This is a genomic window from Bacteroides mediterraneensis (assembly GCF_025993685.1).
In the GTDB taxonomy this organism is placed as follows: domain Bacteria; phylum Bacteroidota; class Bacteroidia; order Bacteroidales; family Bacteroidaceae; genus Phocaeicola; species Phocaeicola mediterraneensis_A.
The window spans coordinates 690,147-714,337 of sequence record NZ_DAJPEN010000001.1 but is presented as its reverse complement, the minus strand read 5'-3'; the positions used below and the strand labels follow the sequence as shown (position 1 = coordinate 714,337).

General features: G+C 36.5%; 15 protein-coding genes. All 15 read right to left on the bottom strand.

Annotation, left to right across the window (positions count from 1 at the left end):
* Entirely contained in the window at positions 1-1,284 is a 1,284-nt protein-coding gene (locus tag OIM59_RS02785) for a sigma-54 dependent transcriptional regulator (protein ID WP_303894866.1), read from the bottom strand.
* Positions 1,265-3,568, bottom strand: a complete 2,304-nt coding sequence (locus tag OIM59_RS02780) for a hybrid sensor histidine kinase/response regulator (RefSeq protein WP_303894863.1) — start codon at positions 3,566-3,568, stop codon at positions 1,265-1,267. The genes OIM59_RS02785 and OIM59_RS02780 overlap by 20 nt, the downstream gene beginning before the upstream one ends.
* A 78-nt stretch (positions 3,569-3,646) precedes the next feature.
* Complete coding sequence (locus OIM59_RS02775; RefSeq protein ID WP_303894860.1) at positions 3,647-4,987, bottom strand: sulfatase; 1,341 nt, start codon at positions 4,985-4,987, stop codon at positions 3,647-3,649.
* Between the two features lie 44 nt (positions 4,988-5,031).
* Complete coding sequence (locus tag OIM59_RS02770; protein WP_303894857.1) at positions 5,032-6,993, bottom strand: hypothetical protein; 1,962 nt, start codon at positions 6,991-6,993, stop codon at positions 5,032-5,034.
* A gap of 67 nt (positions 6,994-7,060) precedes the next feature.
* Positions 7,061-9,556, bottom strand: coding sequence for a heparinase II/III family protein (locus OIM59_RS02765; RefSeq protein WP_303894854.1), 2,496 nt, complete (start codon positions 9,554-9,556; stop codon positions 7,061-7,063).
* A gap of 11 nt (positions 9,557-9,567) precedes the next feature.
* Positions 9,568-12,618 carry a glycoside hydrolase family 2 TIM barrel-domain containing protein gene (locus tag OIM59_RS02760; protein ID WP_303894851.1) on the bottom strand — a complete coding sequence of 1,017 codons (3,051 nt, stop codon included), beginning with the start codon at positions 12,616-12,618 and terminating at the stop codon, positions 9,568-9,570.
* A 478-nt stretch (positions 12,619-13,096) separates the two neighbouring features.
* On the bottom strand, positions 13,097-14,020 hold the full coding sequence (kduI, locus tag OIM59_RS02755; protein ID WP_303894849.1) for a 5-dehydro-4-deoxy-D-glucuronate isomerase: 924 nt from the start codon (positions 14,018-14,020) through the stop codon (positions 13,097-13,099).
* A gap of 60 nt (positions 14,021-14,080) precedes the next feature.
* Positions 14,081-15,457, bottom strand: a complete 1,377-nt coding sequence (locus OIM59_RS02750) for a PTS galactitol transporter subunit IIC (protein ID WP_303894847.1) — start codon at positions 15,455-15,457, stop codon at positions 14,081-14,083.
* 13 nt (positions 15,458-15,470) lie between these two features.
* Positions 15,471-16,706: a DUF4861 domain-containing protein gene (locus tag OIM59_RS02745; RefSeq protein WP_303894844.1), complete on the bottom strand. Its 1,236-nt coding sequence runs from the start codon at positions 16,704-16,706 to the stop codon at positions 15,471-15,473.
* Between the two features lie 15 nt (positions 16,707-16,721).
* Positions 16,722-17,516, bottom strand: coding sequence for a gluconate 5-dehydrogenase (locus tag OIM59_RS02740; RefSeq protein WP_303894841.1), 795 nt, complete (start codon positions 17,514-17,516; stop codon positions 16,722-16,724).
* A gap of 80 nt (positions 17,517-17,596) precedes the next feature.
* Entirely contained in the window at positions 17,597-17,908 is a 312-nt protein-coding gene (rhaM, locus tag OIM59_RS02735; protein ID WP_303898152.1) for an L-rhamnose mutarotase, read from the bottom strand.
* A gap of 4 nt (positions 17,909-17,912) precedes the next feature.
* Positions 17,913-20,084 carry a glycoside hydrolase family 105 protein gene (locus OIM59_RS02730; protein ID WP_303894838.1) on the bottom strand — a complete coding sequence of 724 codons (2,172 nt, stop codon included), beginning with the start codon at positions 20,082-20,084 and terminating at the stop codon, positions 17,913-17,915.
* Between the two features lie 2 nt (positions 20,085-20,086).
* Positions 20,087-22,171 carry a sulfatase-like hydrolase/transferase gene (locus OIM59_RS02725; protein WP_303894835.1) on the bottom strand — a complete coding sequence of 695 codons (2,085 nt, stop codon included), beginning with the start codon at positions 22,169-22,171 and terminating at the stop codon, positions 20,087-20,089.
* Between the two features lie 224 nt (positions 22,172-22,395).
* Positions 22,396-23,445, bottom strand: a complete 1,050-nt coding sequence (locus OIM59_RS02720) for a hypothetical protein (protein ID WP_303894832.1) — start codon at positions 23,443-23,445, stop codon at positions 22,396-22,398.
* Positions 23,446-23,450: 5 nt separating this feature from the next.
* Positions 23,451-24,185 carry a fasciclin domain-containing protein gene (locus tag OIM59_RS02715; protein ID WP_303894829.1) on the bottom strand — a complete coding sequence of 245 codons (735 nt, stop codon included), beginning with the start codon at positions 24,183-24,185 and terminating at the stop codon, positions 23,451-23,453.
* Positions 24,186-24,191 lie beyond the last annotated feature (6 nt).

Below are 24,191 nucleotides of genomic sequence, written 5' to 3'. Positions count from 1 at the left end.
TTACTTCAGATCAAGTTTCTTCATTTTCTTGTACAGGGCTGTACGACTGCAACCGAGTTCCGCTGCTGTCTTGCTGACATTACCATGATTTTTATCAAGCAGATTTCGTATCCTTTCCTTTTCCTGAATAATACGAATATCCGGATTATCATTACAATCTACATTTTCCAGTCCCAAATCACAGACATCCAATAATGCATTATCAGCAACAATTACTGCACGTTTGATTTTTGCGTTCAATTCCCGTACATTACCCGGCCAGTCATATCCCAACATACATGATTTCGCTTCTTCAGTAAATCCCTCATTCTTGACACGTATTCTACCTGAATGTTCTTTTCTGAAGAATTCGGCAAGCGGGAGAATATCGTCTTTACATTCTTTAAGTGGTGGCTGCAAAATTTCCAATTCAGCAAGACGATAATACAAATCCTCACGAAAGCGACCTTCCTCCACCGCTTTTTTCATATCCTCATTGGTAGCAGAAATAATACGTACATCCGTATGTTTCACTTTATCACTTCCTACTGGATTAAACTCCCTTTCCTGAAGGACACGCAGGAGAAGAATCTGCATGGAATACGGCATATTGCCGACTTCATCCAGAAATAAAGTTCCTCCATTGGCTGTTTCAAAATGTCCTTTTCTATCCGCAACAGCTCCTGTAAAAGCTCCTTTGACTGCACCGAAAAATTCTGAAGCCTGCAAATCGTTAGGTATACTTCCACAATTGACGGCAACAAAAGGCTTCTCACGTCTGTCACTATAACGGTGTATCATCTGGGCTATCACTTCCTTACCGCTTCCGCTCGGACCGAGTATCAGGACTGAAAGTTCCGAAGGTGCCACACGACGAGCCAGTGAAGCGGCTTTTCTGGCAGCTTCACTGGTACGTTCAACAAAAGAACGCTCTTTACGCACTACAACCGGACTCTTAAGCATACTGTGCATTAATTCAAGCAATTGTTCTTGGTGAACAGGCTTTTCCAGATAATCCTTAGCTCCAAGCTTGATGGCACGAACAGCATCCGAAATACAGGCATAATCCGTCATGACAATAAAAGGAATTTCCATACCGGAACGCATCATCCATTCCAGAAGGCTGATACCGTCACCTTCCGGCAGGCGCACGTCTCCCAATACCAGACTGATTTCGTTTTTCTTCAGAATACTACGTGCACCGGGTTCATCTATAGCTGTCAATACTTCGTAACCGGCCTTCTGTAGCCATTTTTCAATCATGCCGCAAAGTATCATATTGTCTTCAACAATCAGAATTTTCATATTTTTTCAACTCATTTTCTGTTTCATTAATTAATTTTTCAATCCACTCTATAATCTGGATAGCATTTTCACAAATAACATCATCACTAATATCCATATCGTGTAATTTTTCTTGAAAATCACGCAACAACTGTTCTTTTTCAAGCATTTCCCATACAGGCATCATTCGATGTATTGTTTTCCTAATACTTTCTCGATTGATTGTCTTTATAGCTGTTGTAAGTTCTTCAATTTCTTTTCTTGATTCCATGAGAACAAGAGACAGCATATGTCCATAATCATCTGTATTATCCAACAGACAAGAGAAGTCAAAATCTCCAGTTTGAGAAATTTTTGTTTGAGACATGACAGTTGATAAAAAAGTAAGTAATGCATGAATGTTGAACGGTTTATGAATGCAACCTGCAAATCCTTCTTTTTCATAGATTCCGCTATTACCATCTCCTCGGGCAGTCATAACCGCAACTGGAATGGTTCTTGAATTTCCTATGTCTGAATTTCGGAGCAATCTTAACAGAACGAACCCGTCGGTATCTGGCATTTGTAGATCTGTCAACACAATATCATAATCCGATTTCCCAAGAGCAGCTACGACTTCCTGAAAATTCATACAGGTTGTGCAGGAAATTCCCTTACGTCCAAGCATGTCCTCCGCTATTTTTAACAATATAGGATCATCATCCACAACAAGCACATTCTTCGGTAAAATAGTTATCGAATCACTATCAGTCTTGTCCTCTTCCACAAGTTCATCTGTTTCAGGTAAAGGAATCTCAAGCCTGAAAATGCTTCCCTTTCCCGGTGCGCTTTCCACAGTTATAATACCATTCAGGACTTTGATCAGTCCTTTTGTCAGGAAAAGACCTAAACCAAAGCCCTCAGAATTGACATTCTGTGCAGCACGTTCAAACGGAGCAAATATTCTTTTCTGCGTTTCCTCATCCATTCCGATACCGGTATCTCTGATTTCAATGTGCAGTTTTCCTTCCAAATATTTTGAATAAAAACTTATGGTTCCTGATGGAGTAAACTTGATTGCATTAGTCAATAAATTGGCAAGTACCTGCTCCAGCTTATCTGCATCGCCCTTTACAACAAAAGATGAATTTTGATGTTCAGATTGAAAAAATAAAGCCTTTACAACAGCCTTGCGGGAAAACTCGTCTGAGATGCGTTGCAGGAAACGGTCAAGATAAAATGGCGTGTCGTTACGCAAATCACCGGCTTCATTGATCCGATAGGCATCCATCAGGTCATTAACCAAGTGCAAGATATGATGACAGGAATGTCTAATATCTTCCAAATATAAATCTCTTTTCTTTTTTTGACGAGTTTCAGAAGCCAGATCTGCACAATTGTGAATATTCCCAAGTGGACCACGTATATCATGAGAAACCGTAAGAATAATCTTCTTACGCATTTCAAGCAAATTCTCATTTTCACTAATTGCCTGTTTTAGTCTTAATTTTACTTTTTCTTCATTTCGTAAATCTGAACGTATTTTAATAAAAGAAATAACAATCATACAGTACATAACTATTATTACTGAAATAAATAGATTAAAAGATGTATGCTGACATTTTGTTATTATTTCACTTCTCCTTAAAAAGGATTGCTCCACCTGCTCATCCAAAAAAGAAATAAACTTATATAAGTTGTGATTTATCAGTTGATTCTGTAATTGCAAACTGTCATCATAAACTTTCATTTGGCTATTTATACTATCATGATCTGTAAAAAAGATCTCATTTAACTCGTTAAGTGCATCTGTGTTATATGGAATTAGTATCTTTTCTTTACCTCCCAACAGTCCAGCCAGACCAGATTTCTTACGGGTTGTTATACGGATATTAGAAAAGTTTTCAGCCAATACAGGCAATCGATCAGCAATAATACTATCTGAACTCTTTCTTGATATAAGAGCCTCCATAATATGAAAAAGATGACTTTCCTTTATTTCTAAAAGATTTAGTAAAGAGTCGATATACTCAGAACGCAAAGTATCTTTTAAATCATATGATTTCATATTGCACAATATACTACCAACCTTTAAACGATAATCCCGGTATTTATTAAAATCCGATATATCCCATGTTATAATAGATTCACTCTGAGATGCCAATCTTAACATATACAGATATACTTTATTTATATTTTTACGTTCTTTGTTTATATTTACTACAATTTCCTGAAGTTCATGAACTCTACTTTTCTCAAAGTAAATTATAACAAAAACAAACAAAACAAATAAACATAAAAAGATATATCCACCAATTATTTTCATAGATAATGGCAGATATAACTTAATATTCTTTTTTAAATCAATTGTCCTCAATATTCTTTATATTATTCACAAAATAAATTAATTTGTAATCCTAAACTTCCCTTTTACTTTATGTTCATCCATCCATTTGGATAAAATCGTTCTATACTTTTTAAGTTCATCCTTATAAGATGATTCTACAGCCAGATTTCTCATCTCACCACGATCTTTCTCCATGTCATAGAGTTGTTCGCGATACCTTCCTTTATCATACAGGACATACTTATATTTCTCAGAACATACACACCATCCTCTTGAAGAAGTTCCTTTATCAAAAGTAGTCTCAATTACAATATTCTCCTGATGTTTCATGTCGGCATCTGCTGCCTCAACAAGCTTCCTGTATGAAACTCCGGATGTACCTTCTATAGGTGAAACTCCAGCCCAATCACAAACGGAAGCATAAAAATCTACTCCATTATTTACTAATTGAGGCAAAACGGTACCTGCATTTTTCTTACCAGGCAAAGTCACTATCATAGGAACATTGACAACTTCTTCATATAACGCAGATTTCTGATTCCATTGATGTGCTCCCATTCCATCACCATGATCGCTTGAAAAAATAACTACTGTATTTTCCCACAACTTATTCTTATCAATAGCATCTATTATTTTACCTATTTCTGCATCGATTTTTTCCACTAGCTTATAATATGTATATCTATATTTTCTCCAATCATCTGCTGTATAATATATTGTCGGGTATGCACTATAGTTCTGTGTTTTCTCATACGCTATCACATCTGCATCATACGGATTTATTGCAAAATTCGCAGGCAATCCAGGACAATCTTCTAAAGAAGCCATTTCTATTTCTCCATAAGGCAGACTTTGCTGTCTTGCATATTCGCAAATATTATGAGGATTATCGAACGAAGCAACCAGGAAAAAAGGTTTGGCATGTTTCTTATTTAGAAAATCCACACAAGTTTCAGCCAATCCATTATCATTATGAGAATGAATCACCTCAAAACCGAAAGCATTTTCTTCAGGCATCGAAGATGTATGAACATGCCATTTACCGGCATACGCGCATTCATACCCGACAACTGACAAAAGATTACCAAGCACATTCTTCTCAAAACCTTTAGGCAATGGCTTACCATTCATATTAACCCCTATCTCATGAGAATAAAAACCTGTAAACATGCTTGTTCTTGAAGGACCGCTGAGAGGAGCTGAGCAATAAGCTCTGGTAAACAACACACCGGCATCAGCTAAACGGTCAATGTTAGGTGTTGAGACATCATCATTACCCATACAGCTCAAAGCTTGTGCCGAATGCTGGTCTGTGAAAATATATATAATGTTAGGACGTTCTTGTGCAATAGTACACAACGGCATTAATAATATGCCTAAAAACAAATTACGGTTCATAACTATAAAACTTTTGTAATATCCGGATTAACCATATTACATTATTAAAGTGATAAATAAATCTGATCACCTGATTCATTATTAAACATCAGTTTCAAAGTATTGTCATCATTTATAAACATTACAGTCTCAGCAACCTTCCGAGTCTGTTTCCAATCTCTATTACAGAGTATTATCATATACGATGGAGCAAACTGATTTTTAAGACTTGCACTAATCATATCAACAGAAGCACCACGACGGTTGTAAGCCTTAGGAGCTTTGTAAGTACATTTTGCATCAGGACCATATATAACACCATAATTGTCTGATATATTCACTGCATTGCTGAAATCTTTTTCAAGCCCGCTTGTTTCATTAATTACTATATGACCTTCTTGACTGTAAAAATCACGTTTTCCACCGTTCATCACATAATTTTCTATACCCAATGGGAAAGAAACTGCAGCATCGCTCTTCTTTTCTCCTCCAAGGGGTTTCTGTATGATGGCTACAATACCATTATCAGTATAAATTGAATATTGAAGTTTTCCATATTGAGCTTCTACCTCAAGAGTAGCCTTAAAACCGTTTTCTGTCATTTCATGATTAAGCAGTTTTGCTTTCTTGGCTATTCCGTATGGAGTTTTACCTATCACGTTATATTTGTCAGTACAACTTATATACTGTGTCTGCGGAGTATTACCAGGTGCAGATTCGGCAGCCAACAATATTCTTAATCCATAACTCAAAGTCACATTGCCATATTTACTTCTCGAAGTGAAAATCTTGACATCATCCTGAATACTGTTTATATCTTTCATGTCGGCAGGCTCAACCAACTTAAAATCATTTACATAACTATGTAGCCATGCCAAAGCCGTCCTTCTTGCAGTAACAGCCTCAACATAAAATGTATTTTCATTACTTTTTCCAATAAACTCCCCTGTACCGAAAAGAGCTTGTCTTTCAAGTAATCTCTTTATAACTTCATTCTGCATTTTTACGGCTACAGGTTCTTTGAAATGTGTTGCTATATAAGCATAATAAGACACCTGACCGTAGTTGTGCAATGACCAGTCCTCACCACAAGGATAAATCATTTCACTGTTCGTTTTCAGGATATTATATATTTTATTCCAAACATTCATTACATTATGTTCTGCAAAAGGAGTCAGTTCATCAGCCACCTTTTTGTTAGTAAGATAAGCCATAAGATAAGAATCACCAAGACTGGCACCGGATACATTCTGATACCCAGGATGATAGAAGCCATGATTTTCAAGCATGAATGAAGGATAAAGATTTGTTGTGGTAACCCATTCAGACATATCGCCTTTTTTATCAGCTGCTACACTGTATGTATTAGATAAATATATTTTAGCAGCTTTAAGCCATTTCTTTGCATTAGCATGATTACTCATCCATGCAGCAGCAAGCGATACTATATTACTGTTCCATGCATTCTCTTCCGCTGCAGTATTAAATACATATTCCGAAGCAGGAGCAATTCCGACTCTGAAGTCTGCCTCAGCTGCTACAACTTTCTTACACTGTTCTACAAGGTCCTCAGGCAACTTGTCTTCCATGAGCGCACAGGTAAGCCCCATACTACCTGCCCACATATTTGTCTGCCATCCAAGCCCCCATTTCAAACCGTCACGACAAGTATAATCAGTACCGGCCTGTTTATGAGTAAGCGAAGAGTACCTCAAAACCTTCTCTATTTTTTCAAGGCGCTTAGCATTTTGAGTCTTATTCTCTGGTTCTGCCATTATCAGTACAGCGTGTGCAAGCGCTACACCATTCATAGATCTGATAGCATCATTTCCTGTTCCTTTTTTCTCACCGGAAAGACCACTACCCCAATATCCGGTATTAGGAATACCATTATAGTCTGTCCACTGTGTATTACTATATTTTTCAAAGGCTTTAAGAGCCTTAATAAAATTATCGGAAGCCTCGTTTGAAGCTTTTAATTGTAAGAATCCTAAGGCTAAAATAAATAAAAGAAGTTTTGTTCTCATGGTATTAAACATCATATTATTAGTTCAACATTATTTATTTGTTATATGAAGATTGATATTCATAAATTCATTTCATCGTCTTAACGTAAAAATTTCCCAAACCTTCATCAGCATTATAGAAGACTTTCCCTCCAACACTGATACTTTTTCCGTTTCCTACATATACATCCTTCAGTTTCCCATCACTATAAGAAACTATCGCAAAATGTCCGGCGAAATCTATATCACGGATTTTAAAGGTTTCGGTTGCATGCTGTATTATGATATATTGTATCAGTTCCTTACCTTCAATGATTGATTTCACACATAATCCCTTGAAAATACCATCTTTCTGAAGTTTATCTACATTAACAACACTTCCATTATCTGTCAAGCCAGAAGTTGGTTCATAAACTACCGCAAAAGGTTCATTCCATGCATCACCATATTTTCTAACTACGATTGTAGGAGTCGGTTTATCCGAATATTCTTTATTTACTTCAAAAGTGGCAGGTGCATCAACAAAAGAATACTCTCTTTCAGGTTCACCCAATATAAAGAAACGCATATTAATACCGTTTTCACCAAGTTTTTTTGCCTTAAAGATTCCTGTTACATCTGATTCATATTTTGCAGACGTTTTTACATTCTTGAAGAAATGCCATCCCGGATGCCTGTATGAGGAATTCTTCTTCCATGGCAGACTAGCAGAAGCTTTGAAACGTTCTGGAGTCTCAAACAATGCAGGTTTATTATCTTTCAGTTTCACCTCGTCTGCAATATTATGATATAAATAGTCATGATACTGTTTCTCATTATCAGACTTAGCCCTGAATACATCCACATAATACCCTGTAGTCGGCGATGTCCTTACTACAGCCAAAGTTCTCTGGTGAAGAGCATTATCCTCTCCCATGGTCTTATCCTCAAACATAGTAGTGCTATATGAATAATTTTCAGATACAACATCTTCCCAAGGTTCAGGCTCCATTGAAACCATCTCCACTGTAGATGTTCCAAGATTTACCCAACCACCGTAAGAAGATGATCTACCGTTTGATATCACACAGTTATGTGCTGCATATAGGCGTGAATAATTCTCATGAATATCTTTCTGGTAAGCACCTCGTCCTCCATCTACACCTATAACTTCTCCTTTACCATAAAGCTCTATGTTCATGCCTCCGGCATGACTGTGTACAAATGAGGCACCAGCTACAAAAGCCATAAGTCCGTCTTCTTTTTTACCGGTAGGACTTAAATTTCTCTGAAGATAAAGTCCTGCGTGCGACAGATTATCCGTTCTAGGAAGTTTTGTTTCATTGGGAGTACCTTCAATCTCCCCTGCACACCACAACAACATGGCAGGATCATAATATGGTTCAACGGCTATAGAGTATTTTTCATCCACGACAGGACGATTATATTTCCCTTCATTTATCTTCCTCAGAATGTATCCGCCCATTCTTTCCTTTAATTCTGTAAGACCTTCTTTATCTGCCAATGCATATGCCACTTCCAGTTGTACTGGTGAAGCCCCACCGTATCTGTGCCCATCGCCAAACCTTACAAGATCACCATTTGGAAAAATCAATTCACTCCATCTTGGCAATGACCATGGTATGTTTATATATTTTTCCACCAATCTCAGAGAAGGATTATATTTGTCCATTATCAGCATAAGCTTTGTTGACAAATCCGCAACACCATTCGAATACTGCGAAGTTTCAGGCCAGATATCACCTTTATTCTTATATTCCTTTGCTATATCACGGATACAGTCTTGAGTACTGTTACTTACGTTCAGGAAATGATCTAAATACTTATTGCGCAAATCCATATTTTCCATGGCCAATGCACAGTTTACCAGACAAGAAGCCTCCAATACCGACCAGTTGCTTCCTGAATGTCCATGTTCTACTGCCGAACGGGCATATATATGGAATACATACTGGTATACATACATATCCGGTTCCTCGTTACCTTTCGACACAAGGTTATAAGCTTTTGCTCCACTCATTATATATGGATAAATAAAGTCATAAACGACAGGCAGGGACGCCATATATCTGAGTTCTCTCAAATTATCATCCGGATAAATCCACCCTCCATTTGTCTTTGCATTCTCATCCCATACCGTTTGCTTCAATCCCATGACTATGGAATATGAAATATCCAAAGCACACTGAGCGTATTCTTCGTTACCGGTCAAATAATACATTACAGCACAATCAGTTGATAACTGCACACTGTTTGCCAGTCCAGCTACCGCCTTCGAAAGTTTTTCCTTATCATTTAATGGCAAATAATAAAAAGGAGGATAAGCTCCTCCTGATTGTTTACTCCAATCAAGAGGAAGCCTCCTAAGGAAAGAATCCTTGTCTTTATTATACACATTCAACTCGTTATCAACCTTCTTTTTCAAATCATCATAAAACTTGCCAGCCCATTCATATTTCTCAATTTTATTTAGAATCTCAGCCCTGTCATCACATGAAGCCCAGATAAAAGGTCGTTCTTTCTGCTGACTATTACCACAAATAGGAAAGAACAAAAAAGACAATATTATCATCAAATATCTCATATCTTCAATATTTATTTATCTATAATCACCTGTATTTCATCTATAAAAGGAACTGTATCCGTAACACTCTTCAGTTTTATATAATTTGTTCCCGGAACAATCTTCACAGGAACTTTCACTACATCCCATTTCGGATTATTTCCGTCATTGTTGAAACGTACTGTATTAACCTTATTACCACTCATATACAAATCCATATCCGAGAAAGTATTCTTACCATTCTGATGAAATCTTATATGCAAAACAGCCTCATCTTTACCACTCGTATTTTCGAAATCCCAGGTTATACTACCTTTATTAGGCTCAGGAACAACATATCCAGTTGCTTCATATCCTTTCACCTGAATATCTTTAGTACAATATTCCAATTCCGCATACTCAGCCTGATCACCTTTGAAATTACATACAGGTTCTCCCGGAGTGCCCCAATACAGTCCTTCATCCTCTGCAAATCTTTCCTGCATATCAAGCACTTTCACATCACCGTCATACACTGCGGCTTTTACCGTTGCTCCCAAATTCACTTTAAATGCTCCTGCATATAAATTACTGTTCTCTGTAGGTGTACTGCCATCTGTTGTGTAATAAATCTTGAAATCCGAATTTCCATCATTACCTCTTAATGACACTCTTTCCACACTTATCGACACTCTATCGGAAGTCATCAATTTCTTGTCACCACATATAGCCCCTACATAAACGGATACAGGTTTTGAAGCATCATCATCTGTTGACTGTATAAACATTCTGTTCAACCCAAAGAAACAACATTTCGATGTAGCATTAAAGTTTGTTTCAGTATCAACAGGATTACCACTCTCAAAGGAAAGCATTCTTGCTCCACCATTAATTTTTGCATATACACGATTCTCACCGTATGGATACAAAGTTCCGTTCCTGTCAACCTCTTTCACCGTAATTATACTGATATTTTCCTTATCAGCTTTCAGATTGTCATTCTCAACACTTATATCAAATTTTACAGGTTCATAAGATGTACGTTGCTGTGTTCTGGCAATTTCTTTTCCATTACGATAAGCCACAGCCTCTATTGTTCCTGGTGTCCACGGCATCATCCATTCACATTGTATTTCATTCCATTTCTTTCCTTTAGCCTTCTTTCCAAGACTCTTACCGTTCAGGAAAAATTCCACTTCATCACCACTTGTATATACCCATACAGGAATTTCTGTTCCCAATACCATCTTAGGATGAGTCCAGTGAGGAAGAATATGAACCATATCAATATCAGCCCATTCACTTTGGTAAAGATAATACAAATCTTTTTCAAATCCTGCCAAATCTAATGCTCCTCCCATGAAAGCTCTGAAGGGCCATCCGCCATGCACGAAACCGGCTTCACCAAGATAATCAAAACCAGTCCATCTATAACTACCGGAGAACCAGTCTTTATCTCTCAGCATCTCGATTATTTTTCTAGCAGTCACACGTACAGTCGCATTGTCGTATGAAGAATTGAATATCTGTTTAGGATTTCTTCTCTTATTAGGTGAAGTCCAGTCGTAACCAAAAATTTCCTTGTCAGTTAAGTCTGGTACAAACATCGGATCCTGATTTTTGTTTGGATATTCATCCCTATACCATGTCTTTGTCCTATAATACCCTCTTACTTGCCATGTATGAGGATTTTCTGTTCCTAAGAATGCTCTTCCGTCCGGCTTATATGTTTCAAGGAATTTCACTCTTTCACTGTTACCGTTAGCCCCATGAATATCCATTTCAGAAGCATTTGCATCACCCGATGTAACAAGTCGTGTAGGGTCTTCTTCATGACAAACTCTAACCAGGTCTTTAGCCACTTCACCTTTGGTTTCATTACCTACACTATACAGAAACACAGAAGGATGATTCCTGTCCCTGCGTATAAAACTCCTCAAGTCCTTTTCCCAATGCTCGGCAAATGAATGTGCTCCATAATCATGCAGAGCTTTCTGTTTCCATCCGTCGAACATCTCGTCAAACACCAAGATACCCATTTCGTCACATATATCATAGAATTCCGGAATCTGAGGGTTATGTGCAGTACGGACAGAATTACATCCCATGTTCTTTATCAGTGTGAGTTTCCATCTCAACAACTGTTCTGTTGACATTGCTCCTACCGGACCTCCTTCAAGATGTTCGCACACACCCCTAAGTTTTGTCTGCTTACCGTTAAGATAAAATCCTGATTCTGCTTTCCATTCCAAAGTCCTGAAACCAAAACGGATACTTTCTTCATCCATTGTTTTACCATCTTTATTCTCTATTTTAATGTTAAGAGTATATAAGTTCGGATTTTCCGTATCCCACAAAAGAGGATTATTAACCTTAGTCTGAAGTTTGAATTTATTGTTTCCTTCTTTCAGACCTGTAAAGCTTTCTGCATCTGCAACAGTTTTTCCACTTGCATCAGTTATAAATACGTTCAGTTTATAATCTCCGGCGTATTTATCCAACTTTATATCACCATCAATCATCACCTGTCCATCAGCCTTTGGTGTTCTGATGAAAATCGATGAAGGAACAAAATAAGCACGAGATTCTGTCCTGAGATAAACATTACCATAAATACCACATCCGTGATACCATCGTGCACTAGGTTCTTTCGAGTTATCTACCCTGACAGCAATGACATTTCGTCCGTCTTTAAGGCACGATGTCATATTATACGAAAACGACATATATCCGTATGGGAACTTACCCAAATACTTACCGTTTACCCATACCTCGCTGTTCATATACACACCATCAAAATCTATAAACATAGATTTGTCTTTCATACTGTCTATATCAACATCAAAGTATTGTCTGTACCATCCAATACCTCCCGAAGCATATCCTCCTCTGGCTGTTTGTGCTCCGTCAATGGAATAACCGTTCTCAAAAGCCCAGTCATGCGGAAGGTTTAAAGTTCTCCAATGTGAATCGTCATATTGAGTATTTATCGCTTCCCTGTTTTCTCCCAAAAAGAATTTCCAGTTAGTTGAGATTTTATTTTTTATACCGTAAACTGGATAAGAAAAAAGAAGGATCAATAATATAGAGAATAAGTTTCTCATAATTTCATCGCATATTTTTATGAAATAAATTTAGCTAACCAACTCATAATATTATAGTTGGCAAGACATACTTACGCAATATAAAACAAGGAAATATTAATATCTTTGTTTTCATACGCATAGAAAAACTTGCCAACTACAAAGTTGAAGTTGCTAAACTTCTATTTATGTTTATATTTTTCCTAGAAGTCACATAACAAAAATATTCTCCTAAATCAATAGCCTGAAATGATCAAAAAATTTCTTTCATGTTTTTGTATAATATGATCAAGGCAATTTCAATGAAAAAATAATATCCAATCAATTCATTGATATTTCAACTTATTATAATTCAAATTAATATAATTTGTAAACTAATTAAAGTTTAATTTACGTACTATTTTTCACTAAAAAACTATATTTCTTCATTATTGAATTTATATAATGCAAAAGCGAAATCTATACGGCTAAAATCAATGATTTAGTCTCTTGGAGATCTTTATCTCATTTCAGTATATGGAATTTTATCCATATCATTATAATCAAGATTTTCTCCAGCCATCCCCCATATAAACATATAATTACTTGTTCCAGCAGCGGCATGGATGGACCATTCTGGTGACATAATAGCCTGTTCGTTAGACAACCAAACAAGACGTTCTTCTTTTGGTTCACCCATAAGATGACAAATCATATTACCAGGGGTAACGTTGAAGTAAAAATAAGCTTCTATACGACGAGCATGGGTATGAGCTGGCATTGTATTCCATACACTACCTGGCTTTAATTCTGTTAGTCCCATCTGCAACTGGCATGGACCTTCTTCCATTACATTCTTCACTATAAGCTGATTGATTATACGGTCATTACTGTCTTCCATTTTTCCTGCAGGGAAAGAGTTTGACTTAAGAGTTCCTTTGCGACCATCAATTGTTATATGTTGAGTTTTATAAGATTTATGTGCTGGTGAAGAATTGATATAGAACTTGGCTGGTTTTGAAGAAGTTTTACTCCTAAATGTAACCTTTTGGTTACCACTACCTACATAAAGAGCTTCTTTGAAGTTAAGATTATACTCTTTTCCGTCAACTGTAACAATTCCTTCACCACCTATATTGATTATCCCAAGTTCACGACTGAAAAGGAAATAAGGAGCTTTCAATTCGTCGATTGTCTCAAGAGTAAGTTCTTTATTAACAGGCATAGCTCCACCATAAATAAAACGATCATACATTGAATATGTAAGATTGATTTCATCTACTACTAGAACCTTTTCCATAACAAAATTATCACGCAATCTCTGTGTATCATAAGTTTCAACATCGCGTGGATGACATGCTGTTTGTACATTGACACTTGCAATCTGGGCACTTGCTGTTAATGTTGCTACACCCATAAATAAAGCTATTGCTATTTTTTTCATAATTGTATATTTTTTATGATTGTTTTTATATTTAATTAATATAACTCCACTTATATTATGTTATGCATTTTTGATTATACTTCGTCTATTCACTATTGCCATAAATAACGTAAAGGCAACCAATAAAGCTGAACCAACCCACTTAATGTTGTATACAAAATGAAAGATTATCCATGAAAATATACTTGAGGCAAAATCAAGTGCACCTCCTTGAAAACCTTCTGGTATTTTAACAGCAGCATCACCTGTACGCACATAAACATCCTGAGCAGCCTGTGTAAAATATGGAGCAAGATCGGTTACAAAATACAAACCTACAACAAGTGCAACAAGTCCTATAATAAATGTTTTAGGAACATTACCTTTTGTAATAGGAAGTACCGCAGGAAAAAGATAGAACATTCCGGCAAGTGATGCCAACGGAAGAAATTTGTTTCCAGGCAATACAACAGAAAGAAACAGTGCCACTGGGATAAGCAGCAATGAAACAACTAGCGTTGTCGGATGTCCTATTACCAAAGCCGGACTCATTCCTATGTTAAGGCTTGCCGCATTCTTAAATTTCTTACCAATTAATTCTCTTGTCGCATCAGAGATAGGACGTAATCCTTCTATAAACAATGATGTTATACGTGGTATCAGTTCCATAACAGCCCCCATCTTAATTCCAAGTCCAAAGATTGAAGGTATACCGTCTCTAAATTCATTAAAGTTGCTACATGACAATACACCAATACCACATCCTACTATAACACCAAGAAAAAGTGGATCACCCATAATTCCGAATTTTCTCTTCATACCGTCTGCATCTATATCAAGTTTACTAAACCCTGGTATCATGTCTAGAGCCTTGTTAACAACCAAAGCAAATGGTACAAATCCTTGACAGAATGGTTGGGGAATTGAAATTCCTTCCATTTTGTCATAGTAAGCCTGAAACTGCTTTGATGTCATATCTGCCATTATCAGTGTTATAACATAACATATTATAGCTGCAAAGAAGCCCCATCCTATACTTTCTGTTGCAAAATATACAACCGCCCCAATAAATGCAAAATGCCAGTAATTCCAAAGGTCAATATTAACAGTCTTTGTCGTTTTTGTCAAAAGCATAACTATATTAACGGCAAGACATACTGGAATAATGAATGCTCCAACAGATGTGTTATATGCAACAGACGCAGCTGCCGGCCATCCCATATCAAATATTTCCAAACTTAGTCCATAAATCTCAGTTACCTTCTTTAATGGACCACCAAGGCTAGTAGTAAGAAGTGATGTTACTACTGATAGTCCAACAAAACCAACACCAACAAGAAGACCACTTTTTAGTGCTTTACCAAACTTAATTCCGATACAAACTCCAAGAATAGTAAATAGTACAGGCATCATTACGGCAGCACCTAGCCCAATTATATAACTAAATATTTGTTCCATAATATATTATTCTTTATCTGATCGTTATATCTAAAGGATTATTAATATTATAAGAAAACTCCTTAAGGTATTTTGTCCATTCATCAATACTTGTAATTCCATTCTTGCTCCATCCACTACCCCAAAAATATGTAAATGTTGAGTCAGGTATATAAGTATTATATGCCAATATATGACCTATTGCATCCAATTGTGGCTTATCAAAGAGTCTTACATTCATATCCAACAGACTAGAACTGAATACAGCGCCAACATATATAACCCCGTTGTCGTTTCTAGTATTATTTGTTGAATCAGCATACGCTAAATAATGTCCATCGTTACCTAAAACATAACCATCTGGGTTCTGAGAGTGTAACACTATTCCAGAAACAATAGTTTCAGAATCACTTAGTCCGGAATATTTAATTTTCGTTTTATTCAAATAAGAGCCTTTGTCAAGAGATATAATTCTTGTTTCAATCACATTTAAATTATTATTCACTTTAATTGGATTAAATACCAATTGAGCAGTAAAGCGTAAAGGACCGTTGTCTAAAATTTCAACATCCTTATAACAATAAGGATACACTATAGCAGAATCTACTAATAATGCAGTTGTTCCTGCACCTAAAGATGATCCGACATTATAACAGTCCATTCCATTACCATGGTCTACATGATATGATATCGAATGGTTGATACTGTCAGCTTCATGAAGTTTCCCTTCTTTTTTTAAAGTTATAATTTTTGATCGAGTTACAGAATCAAGCTGTATACTATATCTTTGCTCAAGAACAGGCTGTGACACCTTCTTTGAAAGAATATCGTAACCAAACCCTTTATTACCTTTTTTCTGGAATCCAGGACCATAAGCACGATACCCGGACTTATCATTTTCCCATGCCAAATCATCCAAACGTTCAGGATAAACCTTTCCGCATGATATTGTATCAAACGAAATTGCATTACATTCCGTAAGTCTGTAAATCATAGAATTATGAGCTTGTACATCAACCGGAAAAATGAGAAAACCGTCATGAGTAATCTGGCATGGAACAATATTACCATCCTCATCAGAAACTGAAATCCGTTGAGATGTCCCATCCAATTTTCCTTTCAGTTCATCAAGACTAATTTCTATGATTTCACCATATCTTTTCGTATCACCATTGTTCTTAACCAATATTTCTACACTACCTTCACTGACAGAACATCCTGCAAGGCTAGTAACAGCCAGCAGGATATTCATTAATTTTACAAGCTTCATACTTTATTATATTGATTATTTAGGCTGTTTACCAATATAAGCCAAAATACCACCGTCAACATAAAGCACATGTCCGTTTACAAAGTTTGATGCCTCTGAAGCAAGGAAGACTGCAGGACCCATTAAATCTTCAGGAGTACCCCAACGCGCAGCAGGAGTTTTTGCAACTATGAAAGCATCGAACGGATGGCGAGAACCGTCAGCCTGTTTCTCACGTAAAGGAGCCGTCTGTGGTGTTGCAATGTAACCAGGACCGATTCCATTACACTGAATATTATATTCTCCATATTCTGAAGCAATATTACGTGTAAGCATCTTAAGACCACCTTTAGCTGCTGCATATGCAGAAACTGTTTCACGACCAAGCTCACTCATCATAGAACAGATGTTGATAATCTTTCCGTGACCCTTCTTTATCATTGAAGGAATAACAGCCTTAGATACAATAAAAGGAGCATTCAAATCCACATCAATTACCTGACGAAACTCAGCTGCAGACATCTCATGCATTGGAATACGTTTTATAATACCAGCATTATTTACCAGGATATCAATAACACCCACTTCTTGTTCAACTTTAGCGACAAGAGCATTTACCGCCTCTTCATTTGTTACATCGCACACATAACCATGTGCGTTAATACCAAGTTCTTTATATGCTGCTATACCTTTGTCAACGAGTTCTTGCTTGATGTCATTGAACACAATTTCCGCACCCGCCTGTGCAAATCCAGTTGCAATTGCAAAACCGATACCATAAGATGCTCCTGTTACAAGAGCAACCTTACCTTTTAGTGAAAAATTTACCATATTTATTTTTTTATTTAGTTAGTAACTCTAAAAGCATGAAAACAATCATACTTTTTGAACTGTAAATTATTAATATTTTTTTAGGCCATGTAGAACACTTCCTGCAACGGAATAGAAACCGGCGAATTATCCGGGTTCGTTTCCATTATATCAGCCATATATTCCCACCATTTCTGTATTATAGGTTCAGCACCGAGATCCTGTGAAGACACCTCCCCTTGTTCCTGAACGGCAAAAAGCAGGTTTGTATCCTTATCAAAGAAAATTGAATAATTGCTTACTCCTGTTTCTTTCAACAATTCCACTATCTCAGGCCATATCTCTCTGTGCCTTCTTTCATATTCAGCCTCACAACCAGGCTTTAAAAACATTTTAAATGCAAATCGTGCCATAATATTATTTATTTTCAAAGTACTTAATCATTTCATTAGCAAAAAGCAGGAATGCTCCCGAAGCGTATGTATGATACTGGTGATAGAAGAACGGATACGGGTCACCGGCAATCTGCTGAACATACCCAAGACGTCCAAAATCAGTTACGTTGTTTGTCATACCTTTCCATGCTTTCATCAAAGCCTCTTCATATTCCGCCTTATCAAGAAGACCATTGTTTATACCCCAAGCCAAAGCATAACCAAAGAATCCGCTACCACTCGATTCACCTATGTTCAATTCTTCAGGATCATAAAGACTGCAAGTCCACAACCCTTCAGGCATCTGAATATTCTTGATTTTTGCAACCATTTCCTTGAACAGTTTTTCATAATGCTTGCGATATTCGCTATCCTTAGGCAAGCTATCCATTATACGAGGCATTGAACCGAGTACCCATCCGTTACCGCGAGCCCAGAACACTTTTTTGCCGTTAGTTGATTTGGCAGTAAAATATCTGTCATCACGATAGAACAAAGAGTCTTCTTTTGAATACAGATAATCTTCTACCACATTCCACTGCTTATATGCAAAATCAGCAGCCGCTTTATCTCCTGTAACTCTTGTATATTCATAGAAAGAGATTGGAGCCATATAAAGCGCGTCTGCCCATGACCACCATTCCATCTTATATTCTGAGCCTTTAAAGTGTGGGTCTATCTTCGCCTTTCTTGAAGTATGAAGATCCATGGCATATTTTGTAGGCTTGACCATATAGTCATGCTTCTTTCCCGAATGCTCGTACATATACAGATACAGGTCGCATACAAGTAATCTGTCTGCATGTAATTGATCTGGCAATAAAGCCCAATCGTAATACTGTCCGAGGTTCATCATCTCGTTCCAGTAGAAAGGAGACTGAAGTCTTTCGTGTGCAGCCATAAGTCCTGTATAAAATGCCCCCCACTGCCAGTCGTTCTTATGCTTGTCGATATAAGAACGTCCCAATGTCCAGTCTGCAACCTTTTTCATCAACACCTTAATCTGTTCAGGCGAAGTAATATCAGTAACTTTTGGCTGGAAAATATTCATCTTTACAGACGACAGTGTATTTACCTTCACATCTTTCAACGATTCTTGATTCCACATAAACTGTACAGGCATTTCACTTGAAGAGTTCTGTACTGCCACCACATCCCTGTTGTTGAATGGAGAGTTTTCTGTCACAGCCTCTACTGTCCATCTTGTGCCACGCTTGTTCACAGCCTTATAGACTTCAGAAATACCATTTACAGTTTTAGTGAAGTAAATATTCTTCGCATCGTCCATATCAATCACAGGATTTCCGCAAACACTGTCTGTTTTGATGCTGTACGATTTTACCTTGCCATTGTTGATTTTTGAGATTGTCAGACCTTTGTCCGATTTGCCTACAGCCATAAAGCCATCTACAGTAGGAACGAAGTCGGAAACAGCCACAGCATCACCAAGTTCTGCTGCCAGCTTGATTTCCCCTTCGCAAACATACATCTCATTATTTAATGACAAATAGACCTTCTCATTGAATGACTGGATTTTGAACAAGTCAGAATTTCCTTTTACGTTGATTTCAGATACTTTCTTGACCAATCCTTTTTGGTTAGACCATACAGACACATTACCCTTCCCAAGCACGGCAACCATACTCTGTGCTCCTGCATTGCAAGCCGACAGTTTCTCTACTTTTACGTCAGTCTTGAATGTAGTTTTTTCCCATTTGTTGATATTTTCCTTTTCAGAAACATAAACAGACAGTTTCTTCGAACCGGTTTTACCTACATACAATATCAGGCTTCCGTCGCCAGCGTATGTAAGCGAAACAATGCTATTGTCTGTACGTACATTCTTATGGTCAATAACAGCATACATAGACGATTCGCCTGTAGCGTTGTCATAATATCCCACAATAACATCGCCGAAACAGTCTACCCATGCCGCATAATTTCTGTCAAACTGACCTTTGAAACGGAAAGCCTGGCCCGGACATACACTGCTCCATCCTCCATCGAAAGCAAGCGACTGATAAAGTTCGCCATAGATTGGAGTGTTTTCAAGTTTTTTGTGTCTTAAAGCATCAGCTTCTGTATCACGCTGTACAGCAAATGCAGAAGTTGAAAGTATCAACCCCGAAGCTAGTAATAATAATGAGTTTCTCATGTTTAAAATGTATTATTTTGAATTTGAATTAAGTTTTTGCCAGCACTCAACTGGAGTTTGCCATAATTCAGCGACTGTGGTTTACCGTTCAAAAGAACTATACCTTTCACTCCCTGTGGTATTACGAATTCAGCACCCATGTTAGCTGGGACAGTTATCGTATAATTTCTTCTATTGCCTACCATCATATAATCAGCTTTAATGTCTCCCATCAATGTAGGGTAAACAACAAATGATTTTTTCACATCACCCATTTGTGGAGCTATTTTTATAGTCTGTCCTCCATCAATAATATTCGAAATACCCCAAATCATCAATATGTCTGTATTAGGCATTGCTGACGTTTGAACATCTGAAACAGATTTATCGCCATATACAAAAGACTGTGATTCGGAATACTGACTTGTTCTATTCAAATAATCCCAATAACGAACCCTCCAATAATAAGTCTTTCCCTTTTCAAGTGCCTTACCTTTATATTCCACATTTAATGAATTATTAGTGAACACACATCCGCTGTTCCACATATCACCTACATTCTTTTCAATATTCTCTGCCGTTGAAGCAACAAGAATCTGATAAGACTTCTGCGCTTGTGAGAAATATGGTAATGTCCAACCGAACACTAACTTATCAGATTTAAGCAACAAATATTCATCTTTTGACATAAATCTAGCCGACAGATTTTCCGGTGCAATCCAACCATTAGCAGAGAATTTATGGGCAAGTTCATCAGTTTTGTTTCTAAGGTTTACCAATACCTTGGCATATTCCTTATCTTTCGAAAGGTCAAACTCCTCGTTAGGGTCATCTTTCAGATTATAAAGTTCTTCTATACGCTCATCATTTACATATCTGAAATACTTCCAATCATCAGTTCTCACACCTTCACACGACGGAATATTAGGCATTTCCCACAAATGTTCAATAAGGATTGTATCCCTTTCCATTCTATAGTTCTTGTTTTTCAACAATCCCTTCAGACTCTTACCTTGCCACTGCGAAGGAATATCTCCACCGGCAATGTCAACAAATGTAGAAGGTATATCAACATTTATCACCTGTTGTTCCACTTCAGAATGTTTATCTATTCTTGGATCATATATTATAAGAGGTATTCTCACAGACAGATCGTACATCATCCATTTATCAGCTATCTGTCTTTCCCCCAAGAAATAACCGTTATCACCCATAAAAACAATCACAGTATTATCAGCAAGACCTTTCTTTTCAAGCATCTTTCTAACCTTTGCTATTTCCTGATCCACCCCTGCTATCATCTTATAATATCCTTTCATCATAAACTGATATTTCTCAGGAGAATCGAAACGCCATGTCCAACGCAGACGGCTAAAACCGTTCTTAACAGCCTCAGGAAGACGTTCAAAATATTCATCTTCACTCATTATCGGATCTGGAACTGTCACGTCATTATATAAATCTTCCTGGTCATCATCCCAGAAGTATTGCTGTTTAGCAGAATCGTGCGCATGTGGTGCACTAAAACAAAGAGCCAGAAAGAATGGATTTTTCCCATCCTGCTTTTCTATATAATCCAACCCTTTCTGACCAGTATATCTTGTCAGATGAACCGTATCATTATTCAATGTCTTATAATGATAACCGTCTTCTTTGATTGCATTATTTCTGTCATAATCTTCTATCTCGTCAAACAAAGATTCTGCATCAGTACAATTTACACCTAGTTTGCCAAACAAAGCTGTATGATATCCAGCCTCCTTTAATTTCAAAGGATATGCATTCTCCAAAAATTTGTCATCTATCGGACCGGTTTGGAAAGAATATCTGTGTGTCCTTTCATGTAATCCAGTAAGAATACTTGCCCTACTGGCAGAAGAAATAGGAGTTGAAGAAAAAGCATTTCTGAAAAAAATACCCTGCGAAGCCAGATTGTCAATTGATGGAGTGCTTACAATTTTATTACCACAATACCCCATCGCATCATATCTGAAGTCATCAACGAGGATAAAAACGATATTGGGCTTTTTTACTACATTCGTCTCATTAGCACCAAAGCAAGATACACAAGCAAAAAAGCCACAAAATGAATTTAAAAATTTACCCATGATTTCTTAGTTAATGTAATTTGTTTTCTGAATACAAAACTACCACTTGAAACAAATTCTTACTTATACAATAATTTCAATCTATAAAAACATTCGTTCTTTATATAAAAAAAAGTTCAAATTGAACGTCTTTTACGATTGATTCAAATCTATTGTATAATTAAAATGAAACTACTCTCTCCAAATAAGTAAAGAGTAGTTTCATTCAAAGAAATATCAATATATTAATCATTCAAATCAATAGACAAATTATCTAACACTATTTGGCAATTTGTATGATATACTCCAATATTTATGTTATCAACAGAAACATTCTCTGCTGAATTTAAGAATACATTATCCAAAGGAATATTGATATTATCATTATCGGCTGCAAAACTCAAAGTATTATTGAAAACATCAAGATTTGATACAACGTGTTTCTTTATTTTATCAGTACTTAGATACAATCCATCTATATATTCAGAACTAATTAGTTTCCATTCAGACATATCAAATCTTGCATCATATACTTCACCCCATACAAAAACATTACATTTTAAAGATTTCAATCTTGTTATATCATCGTAAACCACACTTGGGATTAAATCTTTCTGATTAGTATTCACATTCAGTCTTGGGTATATTTCAATCCTTAAATTTCTGATATATTTATCTACTAATTTGTTTTCGACTTCAGGTCTGGCAAAAACATAATTTAAGTATGTAGCAGCTTGCTGATTACCATAGGTACTTCCTGTCTTTAAATCCACTTCCAAAGTCAATGATGGTTTGACTGGTGTATCATCTACAAATGTAGATATATAACCATAAGCATTTTTAGCTGTTCCTTTAAGCAGCAAATCTAACGAGTTTGCATTAATTGTCGGGCTTGCATTACTTTTAGTGAAATACATATACTGGTTCAGATAATTAAAATCATAAAACAAATATTTATCCACCTTTATCTCTGCAGTTCTAGTTTCAGATTTGCCTCCACATTTTACAGTGCAATTAATTTGATAAGTACCTTTTTCCATCGGGGCAATCCATATAGTATGATACAATTTACTACCTATACCTCCTGGTATTTCCTCAAACTCACCACCTGTACAAGACCATTCATATTCAGTATTTGCCATATCACCAGTTTCCACTGATACCCAAACAGGAACCTTCTGTCCCTGGAAACAACTTTCTCCCAAATGACTCAAAGAATCAATTCTAACAAAATCCTCATTTTTGCAACTTGTGAGAATCAATATGAAAGCTAATAAACTATAAATAAACTTCATAACAACTATTTTATTTGATAACTACTATAAAAATCAACTACCACCTTCTTAGGAGCTTTCAAATAAGTATCCAAAACATGGACAAGCCCATCAGTACATATCAATGAAGAATACAATGGACTCACAGAAGTCTGTAAAGGCTTTGTTCCTTCTACATCAGGCTCAACTCCTTCCCATTTGTTTATATTAATTTTACAACCACCACCAGCGACATCAGCATATTGCACTCCCATTAGAACCAGACAAGTATCTGCAGGCGAATTTTCAACATATGAGGCAGTTCTTATCCACTCATTTGTAGATGAATTTAAATTATCCCAATTGTGATTTCCTATCAATATATGATATTTAAGAAATTCTTGGACATCTCTTTGGGGATAATCGGTTATTGAAGACGGAATAACAGTTTCCATTTTAGGATCATCACTTCCTTCCTGATATTCAGGATTTAGTAATCTGTTGTTCTTAAAATATGTATTGAATGCATTATTAGTTAATACAAAATAAGTATTCTCTGGATTGGAATATTCAGATTCCATTCCTGCATATTCTATAGCCTCCACCATTTCAGAATACATATCAGGTTGGGTACGCATATAATCCATAACACTCATATTTGTATGAGAGTCAAAAACACTATCATCATAATCATAATTTTCTTGTAATTCCAGTCCAAACATATTACAACCAGAAAAAAGAATAAGAGAAAAACCTAAGGATAATAAATTATTTTTTTTCATATTCCA

What these genes read in the sequence shown, in the direction of transcription:
- OIM59_RS02785 (WP_303894866.1), bottom strand. Translation starts at nt 1,284, where the DNA reads ATGAAAATTCTGATTGTTGAAGACAATATGATACTTTGCGGCATGATT.
- OIM59_RS02780 (WP_303894863.1), bottom strand. Translation starts at nt 3,568, where the DNA reads ATGAAAATAATTGGTGGATATATCTTTTTATGTTTATTTGTTTTGTTT.
- OIM59_RS02775 (WP_303894860.1), bottom strand. Translation starts at nt 4,987, where the DNA reads ATGAACCGTAATTTGTTTTTAGGCATATTATTAATGCCGTTGTGTACT.
- OIM59_RS02770 (WP_303894857.1), bottom strand. Translation starts at nt 6,993, where the DNA reads ATGAGAACAAAACTTCTTTTATTTATTTTAGCCTTAGGATTCTTACAA.
- OIM59_RS02765 (WP_303894854.1), bottom strand. Translation starts at nt 9,556, where the DNA reads ATGAGATATTTGATGATAATATTGTCTTTTTTGTTCTTTCCTATTTGT.
- OIM59_RS02760 (WP_303894851.1), bottom strand. Translation starts at nt 12,618, where the DNA reads ATGAGAAACTTATTCTCTATATTATTGATCCTTCTTTTTTCTTATCCA.
- kduI (WP_303894849.1), bottom strand. Translation starts at nt 14,020, where the DNA reads ATGAAAAAAATAGCAATAGCTTTATTTATGGGTGTAGCAACATTAACA.
- OIM59_RS02750 (WP_303894847.1), bottom strand. Translation starts at nt 15,457, where the DNA reads ATGGAACAAATATTTAGTTATATAATTGGGCTAGGTGCTGCCGTAATG.
- OIM59_RS02745 (WP_303894844.1), bottom strand. Translation starts at nt 16,706, where the DNA reads ATGAAGCTTGTAAAATTAATGAATATCCTGCTGGCTGTTACTAGCCTT.
- OIM59_RS02740 (WP_303894841.1), bottom strand. Translation starts at nt 17,516, where the DNA reads ATGGTAAATTTTTCACTAAAAGGTAAGGTTGCTCTTGTAACAGGAGCA.
- rhaM (WP_303898152.1), bottom strand. Translation starts at nt 17,908, where the DNA reads ATGGCACGATTTGCATTTAAAATGTTTTTAAAGCCTGGTTGTGAGGCT.
- OIM59_RS02730 (WP_303894838.1), bottom strand. Translation starts at nt 20,084, where the DNA reads ATGAGAAACTCATTATTATTACTAGCTTCGGGGTTGATACTTTCAACT.
- OIM59_RS02725 (WP_303894835.1), bottom strand. Translation starts at nt 22,171, where the DNA reads ATGGGTAAATTTTTAAATTCATTTTGTGGCTTTTTTGCTTGTGTATCT.
- OIM59_RS02720 (WP_303894832.1), bottom strand. Translation starts at nt 23,445, where the DNA reads ATGAAGTTTATTTATAGTTTATTAGCTTTCATATTGATTCTCACAAGT.
- OIM59_RS02715 (WP_303894829.1), bottom strand. Translation starts at nt 24,185, where the DNA reads ATGAAAAAAAATAATTTATTATCCTTAGGTTTTTCTCTTATTCTTTTT.